The 21,779-nt window shown below is 54.8% G+C and carries 18 protein-coding genes; 12 read left to right on the forward strand and 6 right to left on the reverse strand.

Annotated features, from left to right (window positions below):
• Positions 1 to 28: 28 nt before the first annotated feature.
• From flgG to B9Z39_RS04645, 11 genes are all read left to right on the forward strand, one after another.
• On the forward strand, positions 29 to 814 hold the full coding sequence (gene flgG, locus B9Z39_RS04595; RefSeq protein WP_100145435.1) for a flagellar basal-body rod protein FlgG: 786 nt from the start codon (positions 29 to 31) through the stop codon (positions 812 to 814).
• Positions 815 to 826: 12 nt separating this feature from the next.
• On the forward strand, positions 827 to 1,510 hold the full coding sequence (locus tag B9Z39_RS04600; RefSeq protein ID WP_100145437.1) for a flagellar basal body L-ring protein FlgH: 684 nt from the start codon (positions 827 to 829) through the stop codon (positions 1,508 to 1,510).
• A gap of 15 nt (positions 1,511 to 1,525) precedes the next feature.
• Entirely contained in the window at positions 1,526 to 2,665 is a 1,140-nt protein-coding gene (locus B9Z39_RS04605; protein WP_108300866.1) for a flagellar basal body P-ring protein FlgI, read from the forward strand.
• A gap of 18 nt (positions 2,666 to 2,683) precedes the next feature.
• Positions 2,684 to 3,163, forward strand: a complete 480-nt coding sequence (locus B9Z39_RS04610; RefSeq protein ID WP_108300867.1) for a rod-binding protein — start codon at positions 2,684 to 2,686, stop codon at positions 3,161 to 3,163.
• Complete coding sequence (gene flgK, locus B9Z39_RS04615; protein ID WP_108300868.1) at positions 3,160 to 6,549, forward strand: flagellar hook-associated protein FlgK; 3,390 nt, start codon at positions 3,160 to 3,162, stop codon at positions 6,547 to 6,549. The genes B9Z39_RS04610 and flgK overlap by 4 nt, the downstream gene beginning before the upstream one ends.
• Positions 6,550 to 6,561: 12 nt before the next feature.
• Entirely contained in the window at positions 6,562 to 7,485 is a 924-nt protein-coding gene (flgL, locus tag B9Z39_RS04620; protein WP_100145445.1) for a flagellar hook-associated protein FlgL, read from the forward strand.
• A gap of 39 nt (positions 7,486 to 7,524) precedes the next feature.
• Positions 7,525 to 8,991: a flagellar filament capping protein FliD gene (fliD, locus tag B9Z39_RS04625; RefSeq protein ID WP_100145447.1), complete on the forward strand. Its 1,467-nt coding sequence runs from the start codon at positions 7,525 to 7,527 to the stop codon at positions 8,989 to 8,991.
• 170 nt (positions 8,992 to 9,161) lie between these two features.
• Positions 9,162 to 11,087: a flagellin gene (locus tag B9Z39_RS04630; RefSeq protein WP_100145449.1), complete on the forward strand. Its 1,926-nt coding sequence runs from the start codon at positions 9,162 to 9,164 to the stop codon at positions 11,085 to 11,087.
• Positions 11,088 to 11,141: 54 nt separating this feature from the next.
• On the forward strand, positions 11,142 to 12,749 hold the full coding sequence (locus B9Z39_RS04635) for a tetratricopeptide repeat protein (protein WP_100145451.1): 1,608 nt from the start codon (positions 11,142 to 11,144) through the stop codon (positions 12,747 to 12,749).
• Between the two features lie 88 nt (positions 12,750 to 12,837).
• Complete coding sequence (locus tag B9Z39_RS04640) at positions 12,838 to 13,242, forward strand: flagellar protein FlaG (RefSeq protein ID WP_100145453.1); 405 nt, start codon at positions 12,838 to 12,840, stop codon at positions 13,240 to 13,242.
• Between the two features lie 148 nt (positions 13,243 to 13,390).
• The gene (locus tag B9Z39_RS04645; protein WP_108300869.1) at positions 13,391 to 15,313 is read left to right on the forward strand and encodes a flagellin; all 1,923 of its coding nucleotides are present in this window, start codon (positions 13,391 to 13,393) and stop codon (positions 15,311 to 15,313) included.
• 55 nt (positions 15,314 to 15,368) lie between these two features.
• Here B9Z39_RS04645 and pseI read toward each other — a convergent pair whose 3' ends face one another.
• From pseI to pseC, 6 genes are read right to left on the reverse strand one after another with little or no spacing between them, the layout of a single operon-like run.
• Complete coding sequence (gene pseI, locus B9Z39_RS04650; protein WP_100145457.1) at positions 15,369 to 16,424, reverse strand: pseudaminic acid synthase; 1,056 nt, start codon at positions 16,422 to 16,424, stop codon at positions 15,369 to 15,371.
• A gap of 7 nt (positions 16,425 to 16,431) precedes the next feature.
• Positions 16,432 to 16,920, reverse strand: a complete 489-nt coding sequence (gene pseH, locus B9Z39_RS04655; RefSeq protein WP_108300870.1) for a UDP-4-amino-4,6-dideoxy-N-acetyl-beta-L-altrosamine N-acetyltransferase — start codon at positions 16,918 to 16,920, stop codon at positions 16,432 to 16,434.
• A gap of 37 nt (positions 16,921 to 16,957) precedes the next feature.
• Positions 16,958 to 18,028 (reverse strand): UDP-2,4-diacetamido-2,4,6-trideoxy-beta-L-altropyranose hydrolase, encoded by a 1,071-nt coding sequence (gene pseG / locus B9Z39_RS04660; RefSeq protein ID WP_108300871.1) that lies wholly within the window; start codon positions 18,026 to 18,028, stop codon positions 16,958 to 16,960.
• A gap of 10 nt (positions 18,029 to 18,038) precedes the next feature.
• The gene (locus tag B9Z39_RS04665) at positions 18,039 to 18,668 is read right to left on the reverse strand and encodes a pseudaminic acid biosynthesis-associated methylase (RefSeq protein ID WP_108300872.1); all 630 of its coding nucleotides are present in this window, start codon (positions 18,666 to 18,668) and stop codon (positions 18,039 to 18,041) included.
• Positions 18,643 to 19,380, reverse strand: a complete 738-nt coding sequence (gene pseF, locus B9Z39_RS04670; RefSeq protein ID WP_108300873.1) for a pseudaminic acid cytidylyltransferase — start codon at positions 19,378 to 19,380, stop codon at positions 18,643 to 18,645. The genes B9Z39_RS04665 and pseF overlap by 26 nt, the downstream gene beginning before the upstream one ends.
• A complete protein-coding gene (gene pseC, locus B9Z39_RS04675; protein ID WP_108300874.1) occupies positions 19,377 to 20,555 on the reverse strand; it encodes a UDP-4-amino-4,6-dideoxy-N-acetyl-beta-L-altrosamine transaminase in 1,179 nt (392 codons plus the stop codon). The genes pseF and pseC overlap by 4 nt, the downstream gene beginning before the upstream one ends.
• A 137-nt stretch (positions 20,556 to 20,692) precedes the next feature.
• Here pseC and pseB point away from each other — a divergent pair, with 137 nt between their 5' ends.
• Positions 20,693 to 21,721, forward strand: a complete 1,029-nt coding sequence (pseB, locus tag B9Z39_RS04680; RefSeq protein ID WP_100145469.1) for a UDP-N-acetylglucosamine 4,6-dehydratase (inverting) — start codon at positions 20,693 to 20,695, stop codon at positions 21,719 to 21,721.
• Positions 21,722 to 21,779 lie beyond the last annotated feature (58 nt).

Consider the following 21,779-nt stretch of genomic DNA (forward strand, 5'->3'; position numbering starts at 1 on the left):
TTGACAGATTACTAGGGAGCGAACAACCATGGACGCATCATTGTGGGTAGCCAAGACAGGTTTAGACGCGCAGCAAACGCGTATGAACGTGATCTCCAACAACTTGGCCAACGTGAACACGACCGGGTTCAAACGCGACCGCGCGGTGTTTGAAGACTTGCTCTATCAAAACATCAAGCAACCCGGTGGCCAAACCACGGCCAACACACAGTCTCCCACCGGCTTGATGCTGGGTACGGGTGTGAAGATCAATGCCACTGAAAAACTGCACATGCAGGGCAACATGGTCAACACGCAGGCGCCGTTGGATGTGGCCATCACGGGTGACGGTTACTTCCAAGTTCAAATGCCCGATGGCACCACCAGCTACTCGCGCGACGGCAACTTCAAAATCTCCAGCACCGGTCAATTGGTCACGGCTCTGGGTTTCCCGATGGTGCCCAACATCACCATTCCCAACAACGCAGCTGCGTTGACGATCGGCCGCGATGGCGCGGTGAGCGTGGAGTTGGTGGCAGGTGCAGGGGCACAAAACATTGGCCAGGTTCAATTGGCGCGTTTCGTCAACCCAAGTGGCTTGAAGCCCATTGGCAACAACTTGTACGAAGCCTCACAAGCCAGCGGCGCTGCGCAAATTTTGCAACCCGGTGTCAACGGTGCGGGTACTTTGAACCAAGGTTCTTTGGAGGCCTCCAACGTCAACGTGGTGGAGGAGATGGTCAACATGATCGAAACCCAACGCGCCTACGAGATCAATTCCAAAGCCATCTCGGCGGTGGACGGCATGCTCAAGTTCTTGAACCAAAACGTTTGATCAAGGCACATCATGAACACGCTGCGCTCCCTCTCTGCTTTGGCCCTGGTGGCCTTGTTGCAAGCCTGTGCTGCCGACAACACCGAGTTGGTGTTGAAGCCATCACCCGAATTTGCCCCGGTCTATCCACTGGCCTCCGACCGGCCAAAAGTTGCCACCGGCGGCATCTACAGCAACCGCCAAAGCGATGCCTGGTTTGGCCGTGGCCGCAATTACCAAGTGGGCGACATCATCACGGTGTTGTTGAACGAATCCACCCAAGCCGCACGCACTCAAAACAGCGAAATCAACCGTGATTCGAAAAACACCTTGCCCTCGGGTTTCAGCACCCAGGTGGGCAAGATGAGTCCGTTCTTGAACGGCATTGATTTGACCAACAACGCCATTGACAGCAAGAGCAAAGGCCAAGCAGACCAACAGGCCTCCTTGGTGGGCTCGGTGGCTGTGACGGTGGTTGAAATTTTGGCCAACGGCAACTTGGTCATCCGCGGTGAAAAGAAACTCGGTTTGGCCGAGGGCACCGAAGTGATTCAAGTCACCGGGGTGATTCGCCCTGAAGACGTGGGCCCCAACAGCACCGTGCAGTCGCGCCGTTTGGCCAACGCACAAATTGCTTACCGTGGTACCGGCGACTTGGCCAATGCCACACGCGTGGGCTGGGGAACCAGCTTGATGCACAAGCTTTGGCCTTTCTGATTGAACGAGATACTTATGACGCGCTTTTCTCACATGGTTAAAACCTGCCTGGCTGGCTTGTGCTTGGTGGCAGCGGGTTCCGCGTGCGCTGATCGCGTCAAAGACTTGGCCTCTCTGGCTGCCCAACGCCCCAACCAATTGATTGGTTATGGTTTGGTGGTGGGCTTGCAAGGCACAGGTGACGACGCCTCAGTACCTTTCACCACCCAAAGCATGAAAGCCATGTTGGCGCAAATGGGCGTGCGTATCGACGGCCCGTTGACCGACTTTGAACAAGCCACCACGGCGGCACGTGTGGACATCAAAAACACCGCCGCAGTGTTGGTCACCGCTGACTTGCCAGGCTTTGCCAAGCCCGGTCAACGCATCGACATCAACGTCTCGGCCATCGGCAAAGCCACCAACTTGCGCGGCGGCAGCTTGGTCATGACGGCCATGCGCGGTGTGGACGGCGAAATTTATGCCTTGGCTCAGGGCGCGCTCACGGCCACTGGCATTGATGCAGGCGCAGCAGGATCGAAAGTCCAAATTGGCGTGCCCACCTCGGCGCGTATCCCGGGTGGTGCCATTGTGGAGCGCGTGGTAGACACGCCGTTTGAGAGTTCAGAGAACATCATCTTCAACATCCGTGAAAACGACTTCTCCACCACGACGGCCATCGTCAACGCGATCAATAAAAAATTTGGCGGCGACATTGCACAAGCTTTGGATGGTGTATCGGTATCGGTACGAGCCCCCCAAAACTTGAACCAACGTGTGGCCTTCATGAGCATGGTGGAGTCGCTGGAAGTCACCCCAGGTGAACCACCGGCACGCGTGGTCATCAACTCACGCACCGGTACGGTGGTGATCAACCGCTCGGTGCGCGTCACTGCCGCGGCTGTGTCGCACGGCACCATCTCGGTGGCCATCACTGCCACCAACGAAATTTCACAGCCCAATATGCTGGCCGGTGGTCAAACCGCTGCGGTGCAAAACGCCGATGTCAAAGTGGCCGAACCCAACAACCCCATGTTCTTGTTCCAGCCCGGTGTGGAGCTGCGTCAAATTGTGGATGCGGTCAACCAAGTGGGTGCCACACCGTCGGCCTTGATTGCCATTCTTGAAGCCTTGAAAAGTTCTGGCAGCTTGCGTGCCGAGCTGATCATCATCTAACCCGTCTCAGAGCACGCCATGAGCAGCCCCGTCGACACCTCCACCGCCCGGTCCTATTTGGACTTTTCGGGCCTGGGCGAGTTGCGTGGCCAGGCGCAGCAAAACAGTGACAAGGCGCTGAAAGAGTCGGCGCAACAGTTCGAGGGCTTGTTCATCCAGATGATGATGAAGTCCATGCGCGAAGCTTCCACGCCAATGAAGGACGAAGACAACGAGTCCAATGCCCGCGAGAGCTTTGAAAACATGTTTGACAAAGAAGTCTCGGTGCAAATGGCCAAACGGGGCGCCATGGGGGTGGCCGACTTCATGGCCAAAGCCGTCAAGCAACAAACCCAGCCCAGCACCGCCGACATGCTCAAAGCCCGCACCGGCATGGCCCTGCATCCCGCAGAACATGCCATGCCCATGGGCAAACCGGCAGACCCCAGCATGACGCTGCAAAAGCCGCGCATCAAAACGCTGGATGAACTCAAACTCATGAACAGGAGCGGTTCATGAGCGACATGTTGGGCATCAGCAGCAATGCCATCGGCGCTTACCAGCGTGCACTGAGCACGGTGAGCAACAACATTGCCAACGTCAACACCGAAGGTTATTCGCGCCAAGACGTGGTGCTCAAAGACACGGCGCCTTCCAAAGCGGCCAATATGTTTTTTGGCACTGGCGTGGCACTGGAGGCCGTCAAGCGCCAGTTCGATGCTTTTGCCGAATCGAACCTGCGCAACAGCACCAGCGATTTGTCGAGTCAAAAGCCCATGGTCGAATACACCAAGCGGGTGATGGACATCATGGGCGATAAGAGCGTGGGCCTGAGTTCAGCCTTGGACGACTTCTTTGCCGCCGCCAACAGCCTGTCGGCCGATCCTGCATCTTCTGTTCAACGCAGCACCTTCTTGCGCAGCTCAGAGGGCTTGGGCTCTCGTTTTGCAGAACTGTCTGGCCAGCTTGATTTGGTGGGCACCGAGACCCGTCAAGCGCTGGAAAGCACGACCAATCAAGTCAACACCCTCACGGCGCAACTGGCCCTGGTGAACCAAAACATGGCCAAGTCGGCCTCCTTGGAGGGACAGTCCGCTGAAATTTTGGACCGGCGTGATTTGTTGTTGCGTCAACTCTCAGACTTGGTCCGAATCAAAACCAGTTTTGCCACCAACGGCACAGTGAATGTGAGTTTGGGCAATACCGCCACGCAAAGTGTGGTGGTGGACGGTCAAAAGTCGCGTCCGATTGGCATTGACACATCGGTCAAAGGCAAAACAGAACTCTTGCTGGACCCCTACGGAAAAACCGAGTCGCTGGCTGCTGCAAGCGGTGGTCAGTTGGGGGGCTTACAAACTTTCATCAGTCAGGTCTTAGAGCCTGCGCAGAAAAACCTCAATTTCTTGGCCAAAACGGTGGTGACCGAGGCCAACAACATTCAGACCAACGGCATCGACGGCTATGGCCAAACAGGGCAAAACCTGTTCGCCTTAGACCCCAGCGCCACGAATGAAGCGGCGGGTATTCATGTGGCTCTCAATGACGCCATGCGTGTGGCCACGGCGGCGCAATTTCGCGTCAGTGAAGCCAACGCCAACACCAGCAACACACGCGCCAGTGTGCAGTATTCAGTTGGCTCCAGGCCGATGGGCAACGGTATCAGCAACACCAGCTTGGTGAACAACCCCAACCCGACAGCAGGCGTCACCATCAAGGTGGAAGGGGCGCATGTTTTCAGTCCGGTGACCACTTTGTCTGCCGGCGTCAAAGCCACCTTTTATTTGGACGACGCCAAGCCAGGCCAGCAACTGCAAGTCTTGACCCGCGATGGTCGTCAGCTGCTGGGACAAACTTTGAGTGAGACGGAAAAGTTTCAGATGCTCACGCCCGACAACGGGTTTGTGCCTAACTCGACCTACAGTGACGCCTATCTCAACCAAACCGGCGATAAAAGTTATCGCCAGATGGACGTCTTTTACGGTGCCATGGCCAAGGTTCGGTACGCCCAGGTGTTCGATAAAAACGGGGCGGCCGCACCACCCCAAGCGCAAGCTGCCGTGCTTGAGACGGGGCGCATCCCCGACAACGCTGCGGGCACACAAATTCAGGCCGGCGCCATTGTGCTCAACGGGGTGAGTCTGCCAGACCTCACCACACAGCCAGCCACCGCTTTGTCGCCCAACGACGTGGCCGCCTGGGTCAATGGTGCATCCAAAGTCACCGTGTCGATTCCTGACTTCAATGGGTTTCAAGCCTCTGTGGGTGGCGTCAAGCTCGACGCCCAGGCTTTGAATCCTGTCCCCAACGATTTGGTGACCTTGGCCAGCACCTTGCAAGCGCGTTTGCGCGCCTTAGATGGCAGCAACAACATCAGCGTGAGCTTGATCAACAACGACCAAGACATTCAAATCACCGACGCCATGGGGCGCGCGATCAGCAATGTGTCCGTGACGCCCAATGGCGGTTCTACATCGGGTGGCACGGTCTCGGTCGTCAGCAGTTTGACCTCACAGACCGGCGTTCATGCCGAGGTATTCAGCGAAATTCGTGTGCCCACGCAGCAACTGGACTTTTCCAAACACCTCAAAATCAATGGCCAATTGGTGACAGGGGCCTTCAAAGACGTGAAGGGCTTGGTCGATGCCGTGAATGCTTTGCAACCCGGCATCGGTGTGAAAGCCAGCGTCAAAGATGGCGAACTGGTGATTTCCTCACTCACCACCGGCGCGCCGATTGTGTTGAACACCGATGCCGTCGCGGGCGAAGGCAGCAACAACTTGCTGGGCTTGTCGGCGATGACCTACAACGGCCAGGTGCGTTTGGTGCAGGTTGCACGTGATTTGCACATTCCAAGTACCAACATTGACTTGAATCGAAAAATACAAATCAATGGCGTGAGCATCAACACCGCAGGACTTACCGCGTTGCCTTTGACCGATCGCTTGCAGGCCTTGGCAGACCGTATCAACGATCCAAGCCAAGACCCAAGCCCTGGTGTCAAAGCATCGATTGGTTTTTATGGCGACTTGGTGCTCACCACCACCGATGCCTCTGGCACGGCCAATATTTCCATCGGTCCAGGTAAAAACAGTGACGGTACGTACGAGCAAAACGGTTTGGGCCTAGAGCCGCTGGATTACTCGGTCGAAGATCGCCTCAAACAGTTGTCTGTCAATGACCCTGCCAAGGTCGACATCCGTTTGTCCTTTGGCAGCTATGGCGACCCGGCCCTCATGGGCTCGCCTGCCGACTTGGCGAAAGCGGGCTTGCGCACAGGTGCCTACATCGAGGGTGGTTCACAAGACGATCTGTTGGTGTTTGTCACTGGACAAGGCAAAGCGAGTGTGGCGGCCAGTTTCAGTGGCACGCCCTCTGACATGCGTGATAACTTGCGCAGCCAGTCGCTGGTGGTCAACTTCACAGCGGCGGACCGCTACACCATCACCGATGCCAAAACGGGTACGCAACTCGCTGATCGACATTACGACCCGACGGTGCTGGAGCCTCTGATTGACTTCGAAGGATTGCAACTCAAGCTCTCGCACAACCCCAGCGTTGGCGACAGTTTCCAAATCGATGGCAACCAAGATGGCTTGGGCAACAACGTCAACATGTTGGCCATGGTGGACTTGGCGAAAAAGCCGGTCATTGGTGACAAAACCATTGCCAACAGTTACATCGACCAAATCAACAACGTGGGTAACTTGGCGCAACAAGCCAACATCACCCAACAAGCCTTGACAGTGGTGAACGACCAAGCGGTGGCCGCACGCGACAAAGTCTCAGGCGTGAACTTGGACGAAGAGGCTGCTGCGCTGATTCGTTACCAGCAGGCTTACCAGGCGTCGGCCAAAGCGCTACAGGTGTCAGGCCAGTTGTTTGACTCGATCGTACAAATTCGGTGATAGAGAGAGCCCATGAAAATATCCACCACGCTTTACTTTGACCGTGCCACCCAGCAACTGGGCAATGTGCAGGGCGAACTGGCCAAAACACAAGAGCAGTTGTCGACCGGTAAACAAATTGTCAAACCGAGTGATTCGCCAGACAAAGCTTCCTTGGTCACACGGCTGGAGTCAGAGTTGGCACGTCAAGCCAGCTACCAAAACACCTTGAAGTCGGTCAACACACGCCTGCAGTCGGAAGAGACAGCCCTCAAAAACACCAGCGATGTGCTGTTGCGCATCAAAGAACTGTCGATCCAAGCCTCCAGCGATACCTTGGCTCCGGCGGATCGTCAGTCACTCGCGCTCGAAGTCACGTCGTTGAAAGAACAAATTTTGAGTTTGGCCAATTCGCAAGACACCAATGGAAATTATTTGTTTTCGGGCAGTCGTGTGGGGCAGCCTGCATTTGGGCAAGACGCCAGCGGACAAGTGGTGTACCAAGGCGATCAGGCACGCATGAAAGTGGCGGTGGGTGACAACCGCCGCATGAACATGAACATGCCGGGCTCTGATGCGTTTGTCAAAGTGGTGCGCACAGACAGCAAAGGTCAAAAAACGGCAGTGAGTTTCTTCCAAGCCTTGGACGATCTGTCCAACGCCATCAAAAATTCCGACCACGCCAAGATGCAAAGTGGCATTGCCGAGATGGACAGTTTGCAACAAGGCACCAGCGATGCGCTGGCTCAGGTGGGCACGGACATGAACGTGGTGGACATGCAAAACAGCGTGCTTGATGAGGTGACGCTGCGCTTGAAAACCACCAAGTCCGATACCGAAGACTTGGACTACACCTCAGCCATCACCAAAATGAACAAAGACCAGTTGGCGCTGGAGGCGGCGCAAAGCAGCTTTGCCAAGATTTCGCAACTGAGTTTGTTCAAGTACATGAACTGATCGATTCAAGAAAACGTGCATTCAACCGATTGACAGACCATGACCACAACGACCGCCACCTCTACCAGTTCATCAGCCTCTGCAGGCCTGATTGCCGCTTTAGGTGCAGGTTCTGGCATGAACACCCAGGCCTTGGCACAGAGCTTGGTCGATGCTGAAAAGACACCACAAGCCAAAATCATCAATGACAAGATTGATGTCACCAAAAAAGAAATCACGGGTTACAGCGGATTGATGTTCGTGGTGTCCGAGGTCAAAAAAGCGTTCGATGTGTTGGCTGACCCGACGCAGTTCGCAGGCCTTGTCACTAAGAATTCTCAGCCTGCGGCTTTTGACGTGATCACCAATCCTAGCGCCCAGCCTGGCATGCACGACATCAGCGTGACCAACGTGGCCAAACCACAGCGTTCACTCACCAATGCGGGCTTTGCCGACAGCGCGAGCACCGTGGTGTCCGGCACAGATTTCACATTGAGTTTGACCACAGGAACGGCCACGGCCGTACCCATCACAGTCCCTGCCAACAGCACCTTGGTGGGCGTGAAAGACGCAATCAACTCAGCCAATGCGGGTGTCACGGCTCAAATCATCGACTCAGGCGTGCAGGGCGCGACAGACCGCTACAAAATCATGGTCACAGGTCAACCTGGTGCCAGCAATGCTTTCACATTGAGTTCGTCCATTGCGGGCGTTGGTTTCAACACCAACCCAACGCCGGGTCAGTCCGACAGCACCTTGCAGGCGGCGCTGAATGCCAACATTGTGGTGGATGGCATCAGCTATTCACGCTCTTCGAACACCATCCCTGATGTGGTGCCAGGCGTGACGTTTGACCTGCTCTCTGAAACGGTGGGCTCTTCGGCATCCATTCAGCTGAGCCGAGACACCACCGATTTAAAAACGAAGATCGACAAGGTGGTGTCCACCTTCAATGATTTTCAAAACTTCATCAAGATTGCGACCGACCCTAAATCGACCGACCCAGACTTTGGTGGTTCTTTGGCCAAAGTTTCCATCGGTAAAACAGTCCAAGCCAAACTGCGACAACTGGTGTTTGGCACTGCTGGCTCCAGCACCAACAACAGCGTGCGTGGCTTGCGTGATTTGGGCGTGACCTTACAGCAAGACGGCACCTTGACCGTAGATGCCACGGTGTTTCAAAAAGTCAGCACTGCCAATTACGACAAAGTCGTCTCGATGTTCTCAGGTAAAAGCTTGCAGAACGAAAAAGGTGCCACCACAGATGGTGTGGCAGTCTCTCTCACCGGTTGGGTCAAAACCTTGGTGTCCGCCCAAGGCCCTTTGCTGCAGGGGAGCCAAAATGATTCGACCAAGGTCAACAAATACCAAGACGACCTGACCAAACTGCAAACACGCATGGACGCATTGCTGGCGCGTTACACCAAGCAGTTTGCAGCCATGGACTCGATCGTGGGTAAGAGCAACAGCTTGAAGACCAGTTTGACATCCACCTTCGACGGCATGATGAACGCCTATAAGAAATAACGGTGTCTATTCACAAAAAGCGGCAACCTGTTGCCGCTTTTTTTATTCTCTTAACACATTTCATTTTTTTTTATAAATTTTCTTAAGTTCCATTTCCAGGCGTCGATCTATAAGGTACGGAGCACAAGACTCCTACTTCTTAATCTTCAACTCTGAAAAGGGGAATTGCCATGTCTCTCGTCGTTAATACCAACACCAAATCCAGCATCGCCCAAGACTCGATCATGAAAGTGGGTCGTGATCTGTCCACCGCCATGGAGCGTTTGTCGACTGGCAAGCGCATCAACTCAGCCAAAGACGATGCCGCTGGCTTGTCCATCAGCAACCGCATGACCTCGCAAATCCGCGGCCTGAACATGGCGATCAAAAACGCCAACGATGGCATCTCGTTGATGCAAACCGCTGAAGGCGCGTTGGACGAAGTGACCTCGTCTCTGCAACGCATGCGTGAACTCGCCGTGCAAGCCGCCAACGGCACCAACAACGCGCAAGACCGCGCTGCACTGGACGCTGAAGTTCAGCAGCTCAAGTCTGAGATTGACCGCACGGCCAAGACCACCCAGTTCAACAGCATCAACTTGTTGGATGGTTCGTTCCAAAACAAACAACTGCAAATTGGCGACAAGGCCAACCAAACGCTCAAAGTGGGCATTGCCAGCACCAAAGTGTCTGACCTGGGTCTGGGCACCAGCGCTGCAGGTGGCAACACCTTCATTGGCGGGCGCTTGGGCTTTACCAACACGGCCAGCACCATTTCTTCCTCGTTCGCCAGTGGCGGCAGCCTGAGCTTGGTGATCAACGGCACCATCATCTCCAAGATCAAGTCTGACACCAGTGGTGCCAACAACACCAAGTTGGACATCCATGACGTGGTGACCGCCATCAACAACTCGCGCGCCGGTGTGACGGCCAGTGCCTTCAACGAAGCCACGGCTGCAACAGCGGGTAACGGTGTGATTGGATCGACGGCCTCGTTGACCATCACGGTGACGACGGTTGACGATGCCGCCTCCTTGGCCATCAAGGTCTCCAACACCAACAACATGCAAGAAGTGGTTGACAAGATCAACGCACAAGGTGGTGCTGCGACGGTGCAAGCGCGCATCAACGACGAAGGCAAGTTGGTGTTGTTCAACAACTCTGGCGCCAAATTGACCGTCACGGACACCATTGGCGGCACAACAGTAGGCTCTAACGTGGCCGTGGGCTTCAAGAGCGGCGATGTCTTCCAGGGCATGTTGAAGCTCGAGTCGCAAACGGATGCACCAATTCGCGTTGGTGTTCTGAGCAGTTCAGGGACACCTAATGCAACCGATGCGAATGCTGCGTTGGACACCTTGGGGCTGGTGCAAACTTATGGCATGCGAAGTGGTGACTTGGTGACCACATCGCCAGGCACGTCGACAGAACAATTCGTGGACGCTTACACCTATGAAGGTGCAGCCATCACGGATTCCACGGCGACATGGGCAGCAGGTGAGGTCAAGATCAACGGTGTCGACATCTATCGTTCGGGTGAACAAACTGACACCACGGCCAAGAAGATTCAGCTCATCAACACCTTTGCCGATCAAACCGGTGTGTTTGCACAAGCCATTACCAACTCAAGTGGTTCAGTTGCGATCCGATTGAACTCGGTGAACAACCGCCCCATCAGCGTGGACTTGGGCAATGACACCATCGGTACTTATGGCGGTTACTCGTCGCACGGTTTGCGTGAAGTCAACGTGGGCGACGCTTACTATGACACCACCAAACCCACCTTGGGTAACAGCGGTGGTTCGTCGATGACGGGGATGAACGTGTTGTCGGCTGCTTCGGCTGCTGATGCCATGAAGGCCATCGACAACGCGATTGAGCAAGTCAGCCAATCACGTGCGCAGTTGGGTGCTTACCAAAACCGCCTGAATGCCACAGTGAACAACTTGAGCAACGTGGTGACCAACACCGAGCAGTCGCAGAGCCGCATCATGGACACCGACTACTCGAAAGAGACCACCGCATTGGCCAAGAGCCAGATCATTTCGCAAGCTGCCACAGCCATGTTGGCGCAAGCGAACCAGTCGGCACAGAACGTGATGTCGCTCTTGAAATAAGCTAAATCAAGCTGTTAGCATGAGGGCTGTGTCTGCTGACTCAGCCCTTTTTTTATGTCCAAGCCTCAACTTCACCATCTGTTTCTCAAGGCAGAAAAAGCCAGAAAATCTGCCAACTTTGCCGAATGTAAACGTTTGTGTGAAGCGATATTGCGCATCAACAAAGACGAGATGGGGGCGGTTGAAACCTTGGCACTGTGCGCCCTAGAAACCAAGCACTTTGCTCAAGCCTATGACGCTGCGCGAAAACTCACCGAGGCGGAGCCTCTCAATGTCAACGGTGCCATGATTGCCTCTGTGGCATTGATGAACACCAGTCAAGACGAGTTGGCAGTTCACCTGCTCGAAGACCAAATCAGTCGTACTCCCGATGTACCCGCGCTTTTTTTCAACTTGCATTCGGCCTACGCTGCTTTAGGCTTGAACCAAAAAGCGCTTGAGGTGGCGATGAAGGCCATTCAGTTGGTGCCCACCAATGCAGACGCGTACAACAACTTGGGTGCGAGTTTGCACGCCTGTGCCCGCCAGTCCGATGCCGTGATTGCTTTTCAAACCGCGGTTGACCTGAACCCCAAGCACTACACCGCCCGATTGAATTTGGCCAATGCGATTTCGGGGGATGATGAAAAAATCGTCAGTGAAATCGAGTACGTGGTGCGTGAGGCCAAAGGTGTTTTGAGCGAGCGAGCTTTGGTAGGTGCTTTGCACAACACCGCTTTTCCGTATCTTCGACTTGGAAATTTAGAAAAAGGCTGGGAGAGACTTGAATATGGTTTTAGTCCTCTGATTGACTCCAACCGAGGTCGCCGCCCGCAACGCACGTTCAAAGAACCTCGCTGGACGGGGGAGCCCTTACACGGCAAAACGCTGCTGGTTTGGCGCGAGCAAGGTTTGGGAGACGAAATCATGTTTGCTTCCATGCTGGATGAATTACGCGCCTTGGACGGCAAGGTGATTGTTGAGTGTGAGCCTCGTTTGGTGTCGGTGTTTCAACGCTCGTTCCCTGAGTTTGAAGTACGGGCAGAAATTTACCGCGCTATTTTTCCGTTTGACAGCCCAAACAAAGACTTCAACGTACAAATTCCACTGGGTAGTTTGGCGGCTTTGTATCGCCGAAAAATTGAAGATTTTGAGCGTTCAAAACCTTATTGGTTGCCTGAGCCTGTCAAGCAAGCAGACTACGCGCAGCGCTTGCAAGAAGCATGTGGCAGCAAACTGCGTGTGGGTCTGTGCTGGCGCAGTGCCGTGGTGTCACCTACCCGAAGCACCTCTTACACCATGCTGTCTGATTGGGCTGACCTGTTGAGGCGAGATGACGTGTGTGTGGTCAACTTGCAATACGGTCCGTGCGAAGAAGAGTTGCAACAAGTCGAAGCTGAACTGGGTTGCAAAGTTATTCGTTGGCCAGACACCGATTTGCAAAGAGACTTAGAAGCCGTGGCCGCCATCATTGCCAATTTGGATGTGGTGTGTTCTGTGGGAACTGCGGTGGCTCAAATCAGCGGCGCGGTGGGAACCAAAACCTTGCTGTGTGCAGACTCTTACAACTGGACCTCTTTTGGCACTCAGGGCTACCCATTTCAACCGAGCATGCAATTGGTGGTGGGTGACGAGAAAAGTAGTATGAAATCTGCTGTCGACAAGTCCATCCGAAATATTTAATTTTTTCGCTCAAGTTCTTGGATTGAACGCCGATGCATAGATTGCCTAGTTTTAAGTTGGCACTATGACAGGTGCTTAAGGAGAATTTATGAGTTCAATTAACAACACGGGTGGTGTCGTTACTGCTGCTTTTGCACAAAACCATGCAGGTTCAATCTCGCCTGCTCCCGCCGTGGCTACGGAGCCCGTGGCGCAGCCCTCTGATATTGCCAACCGTTTCAAAGACTTTCGTCAGGTGGTCGAGAAATCATCGAGTCAACTCGATGACAGTCGCAGGCAATTGGAGCAGGCGGTGCAAGAACTCAAACGCACATCGGACAACGCAGGCCGAGCGCTTGGTTTTCGAATTGATCCTGCGGTCAGTGGAACCATCGTGACGGTCTCTAACTTAGAAACCGGCCAAGTCATTCGCCAAATTCCCGACGAAGTGGTGGTGCGTGTCGCCCACTCTATTGAGAAGATGAAGGGCTTGCTCTTCGACGGAAAACTTTAATTTCGTCTTGTCAGCGGCATTGGCTTGCCGCTTTTGAAAAAAAGTGGCAAATATTTGCCGCTTTTTCCTAAAGTAAGCCCAACACAGTCCGAATCACCAAGTACGGCGCCCAGAGCACCTACCTTTTAACTCTCTCTAGGAGAATGTGATGACTGTTGTTAATACCAATGTGAAGGCGTCAATAGCCCAAGACTCGCTCATGAAAGTGGGTCGTGATCTGTCCACCGCCATGGAGCGTTTGTCGACTGGCAAGCGCATCAACTCAGCCAAAGACGATGCCGCTGGCTTGTCCATCAGTACCCGCATGGATTCGCAAATCCGCGGCCTGAACATGGCGATCAAAAACGCCAACGATGGCATCTCGTTGATGCAAACCGCTGAAGGCGCGTTGGACGAAGTGACCTCGTCTTTGCAACGCATGCGTGAACTCGCCGTGCAAGCTGCCAACGGCACCAACAGCGCTCAAGACCGCGCTGCACTGGACGCTGAAGTTCAGCAGCTCAAGTCTGAGATTGACCGCACGGCCAAGACCACCCAGTTCAACAGCATCAACTTGTTGGATGGTTCGTTCCAAAACAAACAACTGCAAATTGGCGACAAGGCCAACCAAACGCTCAAAGTGGGCATTGCCAGCACCAAAGTGTCTGACCTGGGTCTGGGCACCAGCGCTGCAGGTGGCAACACCTTCATTGGCGGGCGCTTGGGCTTTACCAACACGGCCAGCACCATTTCTTCCTCGTTCGCCAGTGGCGGCAGCCTGAGCTTGGTGATCAACGGTACCGTCATCTCCAAGATCAAGTCTGACACCAGTGGTGCCAACAACACCAAGTTGGACATCCATGACGTGGTGACCGCCATCAACAACTCGCGCGCCGGTGTGACGGCCAGTGCCTTCAACGAAGCCACGGCTGCAACAGCGGGTAACGGTGTGATTGGATCGACGGCCTCGTTGACCATCACGGTGACGACGGTTGACGATGCAGCCTCCTTGGCCATCAAGGTCTCCAACACCAATAACATGCAAGAAGTGGTTGACAAGATCAACGCACAAGGTGGTGCTGCGACGGTGCAAGCGCGCATCAACGACGAAGGCAAGTTGGTGTTGTTCAACAACTCTGGCGCCAAATTGACCGTCACGGACGCTATTGGCGGCTCGACAGTGGGCTCTAACGTGGCCGTGGGCTTCAAGAGCGGCGATATCTTCCAAGGCATGTTGAAACTCGAATCCAAAACCGATTCGCCTATCAGCATTGGCGTGCTCAGCAATGCAGGTACGGTGTCAGCGACCGTGACCACGGCTGCGTTGGACACCTTGGGGCTGGTGCAAACTTATGGCATGCGAAGCGGTGACTTGGTGACCACATCGCCAGGTACGTCGACAGAACAATTCGTGGACGCTTACACCTATGAAGGTGCAGCCATCACGGATTCCACAGCGACATGGGCAGCCGGTGAGGTCAAGATCAACGGTGTTGACATCTACCGTTCGGGTGAACAAACAGACACGACAGCCAAGAAGATTCAGCTCATCAACACCTTTGCCGATCAAACCGGTGTGTTTGCACAAGCCATTACCAACTCTGACAGCTCTATTGCGATCCGATTGAACTCGGTGAACAACCGCCCCATCAGCGTGGACTTGGGCAATGACACCATCGGTACCTACGGCGGTTTTGCCTCGCACGGTTTGCGTGAAGTCAACGTGGGCGATGCTTACTATGACACCACCAAACCCACCATGGGCAACAGCGGTGGTTCATCGATGTCTGGTTTGAATGTGTTGTCCACTGCTTCTGCAGCAGACGCCATGAAAGCCATCGACAACGCGATTGAGCAAGTCAGCCAGTCACGTGCGCAGTTGGGTGCTTACCAAAACCGCCTGACCGCGACGGTGAACAACCTGAGCAGTGTGGTGACCAACACCGAGCAGTCGAAGAGCCGCATCATGGACACCGACTACTCGAAAGAGACCACCGCATTGGCCAAGAGCCAGATCATTTCGCAAGCTGCCACAGCCATGTTGGCGCAAGCGAACCAGTCGGCACAAACAGTGCTCTCGCTGTTGAAGTAAGAAGTTAGATGGCAGTTCAGGGCTGGGTGTTCACGCACCCAGCCCTTTTTTGCGTTCACACCATGTGCTGCCAGCGCACGGGAGAGTTGATGGAGACACTTTGTTTCACAGTGCGGCCCAAAACATCGTCTAAGTGTTTAGGTGCCAAGCCAAAGCCTGGTCGCACACTGCGTACAGCGTCTGCTGTGATCACATCGCCTGCTTGCAAGTCCTTGACGAAATACAGTGAACGACGAAACTGCGCATTGGCTTGTTCGCTGGGCTTTCTGCCGTAATCCACACGTCCCAAGGCTTGCCAAGCGGTGCGTGCGCCACGACACAGCTCTGACAATTCTTTGGGTTCGAGCGAAAAGCTGTCATCGGGCCCACCACCTTGGCGGTTGAGGGTGAAGTGTTTTTCGATGATGCAGGCACCCAGGGCCACGCTGGTGATGGCGGTGGTGTTGTCGAGCGTGTGGTCAGACAAACCCGTGACAACGCCAAAACGATCTTGCATGTCTTGCAGGGTGCGCAAGTTGTAATCTGCCGCGGGGGCCGGGTAGCCACTGACACAGTGCAGCAGCGCCAACTCTTTGCATCCCCCTGAATAGGCCGCATCCACCGCCTCTTGAATTTCTAAGTCATCGGCCATGCCGGTAGAAATAATCATGGGCTTGCCCGTGCGTGCCACGTAGCGGATGAGTGGCAAATCGATGGCTTCAAAGGACGCTATTTTGTAAGCCGGTGCTCCCAGGCTTTCTAGCAAATCCACGGCTGTGGCATCAAACGGTGAGCTGAAGAGGGTGATGCCAATGTGGCGCGCATGTTCAAACAGGGGGGCGTGCCAGCTCCACGGCATATGGGCTTCTTGGTACAAGTCATACAGGGTACGGCCGTCCCACAAACCACCGGTGATGCGAAAGTCTTCGCTGTCGGCATTGAGCGTGATGGTGTCTGGCGTGTAGGTCTGTAACTTCACCGCATCTGCCCCAGCCGTCTTGGCGGCTTCAATGAGGCGGTAGGCATTGTCGAGGCTGCCATTGTGGTTGGCAGACATTTCTGCAATCACGTACGGAGCAGCGTCTGCGCCAATCCAGCGTCCGTCAATGCGAAGAGGGTGAGGTTGTGACATGACGATCCTAGGTGAGAGATTTTTTTAACCATTCGCTGCGCAATAAACCAAAACACAGCAGATCACGGTGGTGTGACTGGATGAAGACCTGCTCACGCAAGCGCCCCTCCAGTGAAAATCCAAGCCGCTCATGGAACCGAACCGAGGCCGCATTGCCCTCTAGCACCTGGCCACAGAGCTTATGTATCTGCATCTGTCCAAACGCAAATGACAGAGCGCTTTGCCCCAGCGCACGACCTGAACCCTTGGCTGCGTCCGGTGCCAAATAAAACCCCCAATCGACGCTGGCTTGAGGTGCAATGCCTGTGAAATGCACCAGCCCAAAGGGCAGGCCTTGGTTTTCCACCAACATGATCTGGCGTTGTGAGTTGTGCCGCGAGCGCTCAAACCACTGACGGTGTTCGTCCAGGGTGATCACGTGCTGCGTGAGCATGTGCTGACGAACATCAGGGTGATTGCGCCATGCCAAGACCATGTCCAGGTCTGTGGCTTGCATGGGTCTGATGTCGCAAGGGGCATCGCAAGTGGCGGTCTCATGCATGCAGCATCTCCCTGGCGACGCGTGCCGTGCCTGCGCCATCTGTGATGTGTGAGCAGGCGATGTGCATCGCTTGTCGCGGCGCATCTTGTTGCAACGCGCGCAGTTGTTGGTGCAATGCGTTTTCCCAGCCGTCTTGCAATTCAACCAAGGCAGCGGCATGGCTGGCGTGCAGCGCTTTGGCACTGAGTCGCTGGTTAGGTGCCAACACCAAGTTGATGGATGGCAAGCCCAGGCAACAGCGCTCCAGGGCCGAGGTGCCTGCGGCACCAATGGCGATGTCGTGTGTGCACATGAGCTCAACAAAGTGGCTGGGGTTGTGGGCCACCTGTGTTGGCCAACGCATCGATTGCGCGACCTCTGTCACTTGCGCCATCCATGGCGCATGCAGCCCCATGACGACTTGGATCTCGAGTGGTGCATCACTGTCAAATTGATTAAAGGCCGACAGCACCTGACAGGTCACGTTGTTTTTGTCGACACCGCCGAGCGTCAGCAACACTTTGAGCGGTGCGTGTTGGTGGCGAGGCCTGGGTGTGTCCGTGCGAGATTGAGAAATTTCATGTCTGATCAACGCGTAATGAGGACCCGCCAAAACGCGACACCCTGGGGGCGTTAACGACGCGTAGTCATTGGCCAGTCGTCCAGGGTTGGCGTCCAACAACAGGTCGCAGTGGTGCGCGCGGTTGGCCAAATCGTCGATCACCATGAGTTGCGATACGTGTGGCGACAGCGCCATTTCCCAGGCTTGATCGAGTCCGTAATGGTCCACGACCAGCCAATCGACACTGAGGTGCTGGATGGCATCGATCGTCGCGCGTGCATCGTCTTGCCAATTGGGCAGCAGGCTTTCTGCGTTGTGCCTGGCATCGCTGAGTGTGTGATCGAGTGCCCGCACGTCAAAACCTTGGTCTCGCAGGTAGGTATTCAAATGTCCGGCATGGCTCGCGCAGACAAAGCTGCAATCGGCACCCTGGGCACGCAGTGCCTGAGCCAAACTGGCGCAGCGCATCACATGGCCATGGCCTATGGTCAAGGATGCATCGGCTCTGAAGACAATGTGCATGGCCAGCGGCTTATTTCTTTTCCATCAAAAACCACGTGATGTCGTCTTGCGGAAAATTGGGGTCGCGTCGATAGGCAAATCCGTAATCGACCAACTTCATCTGTGGATGACGGTCCATGATGTCGCCTGCAAAATCACGTTTGAACAAACGGTCGGTATGACCCCGGTAAGGGATGGCCACCGGCGACGGGTTGTAATACTCGGCCACCAACAAATAGCGCTGGCATGACTGCACCAATTTGTCGTACACCACGGGCAGCACATCGGGGTTGAGGTGAATCAGCACGCCTTTGATGAGGGTCAAATCCCAACTGCGTGTTGGTTCGAAATTCAACAATGATGTGGGGTAGACATGGGCCGCAGGAATGGTCTTGGCCAGCAATGCGGCGGCGTTGGGATTGATTTCAATCCCGTGCACATCCAACGTTGGAAACAGCAGTTGCAGCGCCTTCAAATTCATGCCGATGTTGGCACCAAATTCGATGCAGCTGCCGACATCGCGTGCCTGCTTCAAGGCCTTGACAAAGAAATCTAAATTGGCGGCCAACAAGGCATCGCCTTGGTTGCGGTGGATGTAGTCATCGCCAAATTCACCGGCCCAAAAGTTTTCTTGTTCAGTTTGAAATGTGGAATGTGGCATGGTGTGCGTCTTTGTTCAATGGAAGTTCTTGTGTGTTGCTTTGGCACATGCGTTCTGCTCTGACCCAGTCTTCGGGCGTGTCAATGTCTTGCACGCGGTATCTGGGCAGCAGGTGCGCCATGGCGCGGGAAGAAAAAATGGGTGTCTGGTTCAGCCAGGCCGCAGGTGTGCCCCAATAAAACTGACCCGCATCATGGTAGGCGTGGGGCAAGTCTTGCGAGCGTGTGCCAAAGTGTTCTGGGTCAAACATCTCGACACGATGTTGTGCGTTCAACTGAAAGGCGCGCTGGATGGGAAACGCATAGCTGGTGGCTGCAAACACGTAATCACAGTCGTTGCTCAACAAGGTGTGCAAGCTCTGTTGCACATCCAAGGCGGTGATCATGGGCGCGGTGGCGTAAATGCAGCACACGGCCTGTGGTGTCATGCCCTGTGCGTGTGCCCAGTCAATGGCATGGGCCACCACGGGAAGGGTGGGTGTGTGGTGGTCGCTCAAATCCGCAGGGCGCATAAACGGCACCTCGGCCCCACAGCTTTGGGCCACAGCCGCAATGTCGGCGTCATCGGTGGAGACGATCACACGCTCAAAGCAAGCGCTATGCAGCGCCGCTTCGATGGACCACGCGATCATGGGCTTGCCGCAAAACGTGCGAATGTTTTTGCGTGGAATGCGCTGGCTGCCACCACGCGCTGGAATGATGGCGATCTTCATGAAGCCAGCGCTTTCGTCAGCACATCGACAACGTGCAGTTGCTGCGCGTCGGTCAGCGAGGCATACATTGGGATGCTGAGTGCTTGTTTGAAATAGATTTCAGCGTTCGGGCAATGGCCGCGCTGAAAACCCATGGCCGCATAAAACGGTTGCAGATAGACCGGGATGTAATGCAAATTCACCAGTACGCCCGCCTCGCGCAAGGTCAGATACACCTGTTGCTGTGTGGGGTGCTGCTCAGAAATCGGCACCTGCACAGGGTACAGGTGGTAGCTGGAATAACTGTCTTGATGTTGCTGTGGGCAAACAAGCGGCAGATGTTGCAGTGCCTGGTTGTACCTGCTTGCAATGGCGTGACGCTTCTGGACAAACGTGTCGAGCTGTTGAAGTTGGCTCAAGCCCAACGCGGCTTGCAGTTCTGTCATTCGGTAGTTAAAGCCGAGTTCGAGTTGCTGGTAGTTCCAAATCTCATCGGTCGGGCGCGCTTGCATGTCCAAGGGGTCACTGCTGATGCCGTGGCTGCGTAAGCGCATCATGGCTTTGGCATAAGCTGGGTCGTTGGTCACCGCCATGCCGCCTTCTGCGGTGGTGATGATCTTGACCGGATGAAAGCTGAACACCGTGATGTCGCTGTAACGGCCATTGCCCACTGGCTCGCCTTGGTACTTGGCACCAATGGCATGCGATGCATCTTCGATGATCTTGAAACCATATTGAACCGACAGCGCGTGGATGGTCGCCATGTCACACGGCTGCCCGCACATGTGCACAGGCACCACCACCTTGGGCAAGCGGCCTTGTTGTTTGGCGAGCAGCAACTTTTTCTCTAACGCGATGGGGCACAGGTTGAAGGTCTGCGGGTCGATGTCCACAAAGTCCACCTGGGCACCGCAATACAAGCCGCAGTTGGCCGAGGCCACGAAGGTTGTGGGGCTGGTCCACAACCAGTCCCCGGGGCCGAGCCCCAAGGCCAGACATGCGATGTGCAGCGCAGAGGTGGCGCTGTTGACGGCAACGCCATGGCGCGCATGGCAATAACTTGCCACGGCTTCTTCAAACGCAGGCACCACGGGTCCTTGCGTTAAGAAGTCGGATCGCAAGACATTCACCACCGCATCGATATCGGCTTGTGTGACCGTGTGGCGGCCATAAGGAATGTGATCTTGTGCTGGCATGGGTGCGTGTCAAACATCTGACGGTTGGCTTGGATTCCTTGATTCAAGCAAGTAACAGACCAACTTTTGATTTGGCACGACTCCTGCTTAGTCAGTACATCTTTCAGCACAGGGCGTCGGTTTGTCGACGTAGGCTAATGAACTCATCCATTGATATTTGCGACCAATCCATTCTCATCACAGGCGGCACCGGTTCGTTTGGCAAGTCTTTTGTGAGGTCGGTGTTGGAGCACTGCCCCAAGGTCAAGCGCTTGGTGGTGTTCAGCCGCGATGAACTCAAACAGTTTGAGATGCAGCAAGAGTTCCCAGAGTCCAAATACCCGGCCTTGCGATTCTTCATTGGTGATGTACGTGATCAAAACCGATTACGCCGCGCCTTAGAGGGCATTGACACCGTCGTGCATGCAGCGGCCTTGAAGCAAGTGCCTGCCGCCGAATACAACCCCTTTGAATTTATCCAAACCAACATCATGGGGGCACAAAACCTCATTGAGGCTTGCTTGGACACACAGGTCAAGCGTGTGGTGGCATTGTCGACAGACAAAGCCGCAGCCCCCATCAATTTGTATGGTGCGACCAAGCTGTGCAGTGACAAACTCTTTATCGCCGCCAACAACTTCAAGGGGGCGCGTGATTTGCGTTTCTCGGTGGTTCGCTATGGCAACGTCATGGGCTCACGTGGTTCGGTGATTCCCTTCTTTTTAGAGAAAGCCAAGACCGGCGTCTTGCCCATCACCGATCCTGAAATGACACGTTTCAACATCTCGCTCGACGAGGGGGTTGAAATGGTGTTTTGGGCCTTGGAGCATGGTTTAGGCGGCGAAATTTTGGTGCCAAAAATTGCGTCATATCGCATTGAAGATGTGGCACAAGCCATTGCCCCTAGCTGCCGTCAAGACATTGTGGGCATTCGACCCGGCGAAAAATTGCACGAAGAAATGATCACACGCAGTGACAGTCCCAACACCTTGGACTTGGGCGATTACTACGCGATCTTGGGTTCTGGTGCGCACAAGCAGCGCGCCCAATACCTTGACAGCAAGGGCGCCAAAGAAATGCCAGTCGGCTTTGCTTACGAGTCTGGTAGCAACGACGACTTCTTGAGCGTCGACCAAATTCGCGGGCTGATTCGCCAACACATCAATCCAGCGTTTGAGCCTGTTTAAACGTCACTCATATAGCCGACCACCCTCTACCCGCCGCTGGCGACTCAGCCATTGGTAT

Source organism: Limnohabitans sp. JirII-29, assembly GCF_003063395.1.
GTDB lineage: Bacteria > Pseudomonadota > Gammaproteobacteria > Burkholderiales > Burkholderiaceae_C > Limnohabitans.

What these genes read in the sequence shown, in the direction of transcription:
- flgG (WP_100145435.1), top strand. Translation starts at nt 29, where the DNA reads ATGGACGCATCATTGTGGGTAGCCAAGACAGGTTTAGACGCGCAGCAA.
- B9Z39_RS04600 (WP_100145437.1), top strand. Translation starts at nt 827, where the DNA reads ATGAACACGCTGCGCTCCCTCTCTGCTTTGGCCCTGGTGGCCTTGTTG.
- B9Z39_RS04605 (WP_108300866.1), top strand. Translation starts at nt 1,526, where the DNA reads ATGACGCGCTTTTCTCACATGGTTAAAACCTGCCTGGCTGGCTTGTGC.
- B9Z39_RS04610 (WP_108300867.1), top strand. Translation starts at nt 2,684, where the DNA reads ATGAGCAGCCCCGTCGACACCTCCACCGCCCGGTCCTATTTGGACTTT.
- flgK (WP_108300868.1), top strand. Translation starts at nt 3,160, where the DNA reads ATGAGCGACATGTTGGGCATCAGCAGCAATGCCATCGGCGCTTACCAG.
- flgL (WP_100145445.1), top strand. Translation starts at nt 6,562, where the DNA reads ATGAAAATATCCACCACGCTTTACTTTGACCGTGCCACCCAGCAACTG.
- fliD (WP_100145447.1), top strand. Translation starts at nt 7,525, where the DNA reads ATGACCACAACGACCGCCACCTCTACCAGTTCATCAGCCTCTGCAGGC.
- B9Z39_RS04630 (WP_100145449.1), top strand. Translation starts at nt 9,162, where the DNA reads ATGTCTCTCGTCGTTAATACCAACACCAAATCCAGCATCGCCCAAGAC.
- B9Z39_RS04635 (WP_100145451.1), top strand. Translation starts at nt 11,142, where the DNA reads ATGTCCAAGCCTCAACTTCACCATCTGTTTCTCAAGGCAGAAAAAGCC.
- B9Z39_RS04640 (WP_100145453.1), top strand. Translation starts at nt 12,838, where the DNA reads ATGAGTTCAATTAACAACACGGGTGGTGTCGTTACTGCTGCTTTTGCA.
- B9Z39_RS04645 (WP_108300869.1), top strand. Translation starts at nt 13,391, where the DNA reads ATGACTGTTGTTAATACCAATGTGAAGGCGTCAATAGCCCAAGACTCG.
- pseI (WP_100145457.1), bottom strand. Translation starts at nt 16,424, where the DNA reads ATGTCACAACCTCACCCTCTTCGCATTGACGGACGCTGGATTGGCGCA.
- pseH (WP_108300870.1), bottom strand. Translation starts at nt 16,920, where the DNA reads ATGCAAGCCACAGACCTGGACATGGTCTTGGCATGGCGCAATCACCCT.
- pseG (WP_108300871.1), bottom strand. Translation starts at nt 18,028, where the DNA reads ATGCACATTGTCTTCAGAGCCGATGCATCCTTGACCATAGGCCATGGC.
- B9Z39_RS04665 (WP_108300872.1), bottom strand. Translation starts at nt 18,668, where the DNA reads ATGCCACATTCCACATTTCAAACTGAACAAGAAAACTTTTGGGCCGGT.
- pseF (WP_108300873.1), bottom strand. Translation starts at nt 19,380, where the DNA reads ATGAAGATCGCCATCATTCCAGCGCGTGGTGGCAGCCAGCGCATTCCA.
- pseC (WP_108300874.1), bottom strand. Translation starts at nt 20,555, where the DNA reads ATGCCAGCACAAGATCACATTCCTTATGGCCGCCACACGGTCACACAA.
- pseB (WP_100145469.1), top strand. Translation starts at nt 20,693, where the DNA reads ATGAACTCATCCATTGATATTTGCGACCAATCCATTCTCATCACAGGC.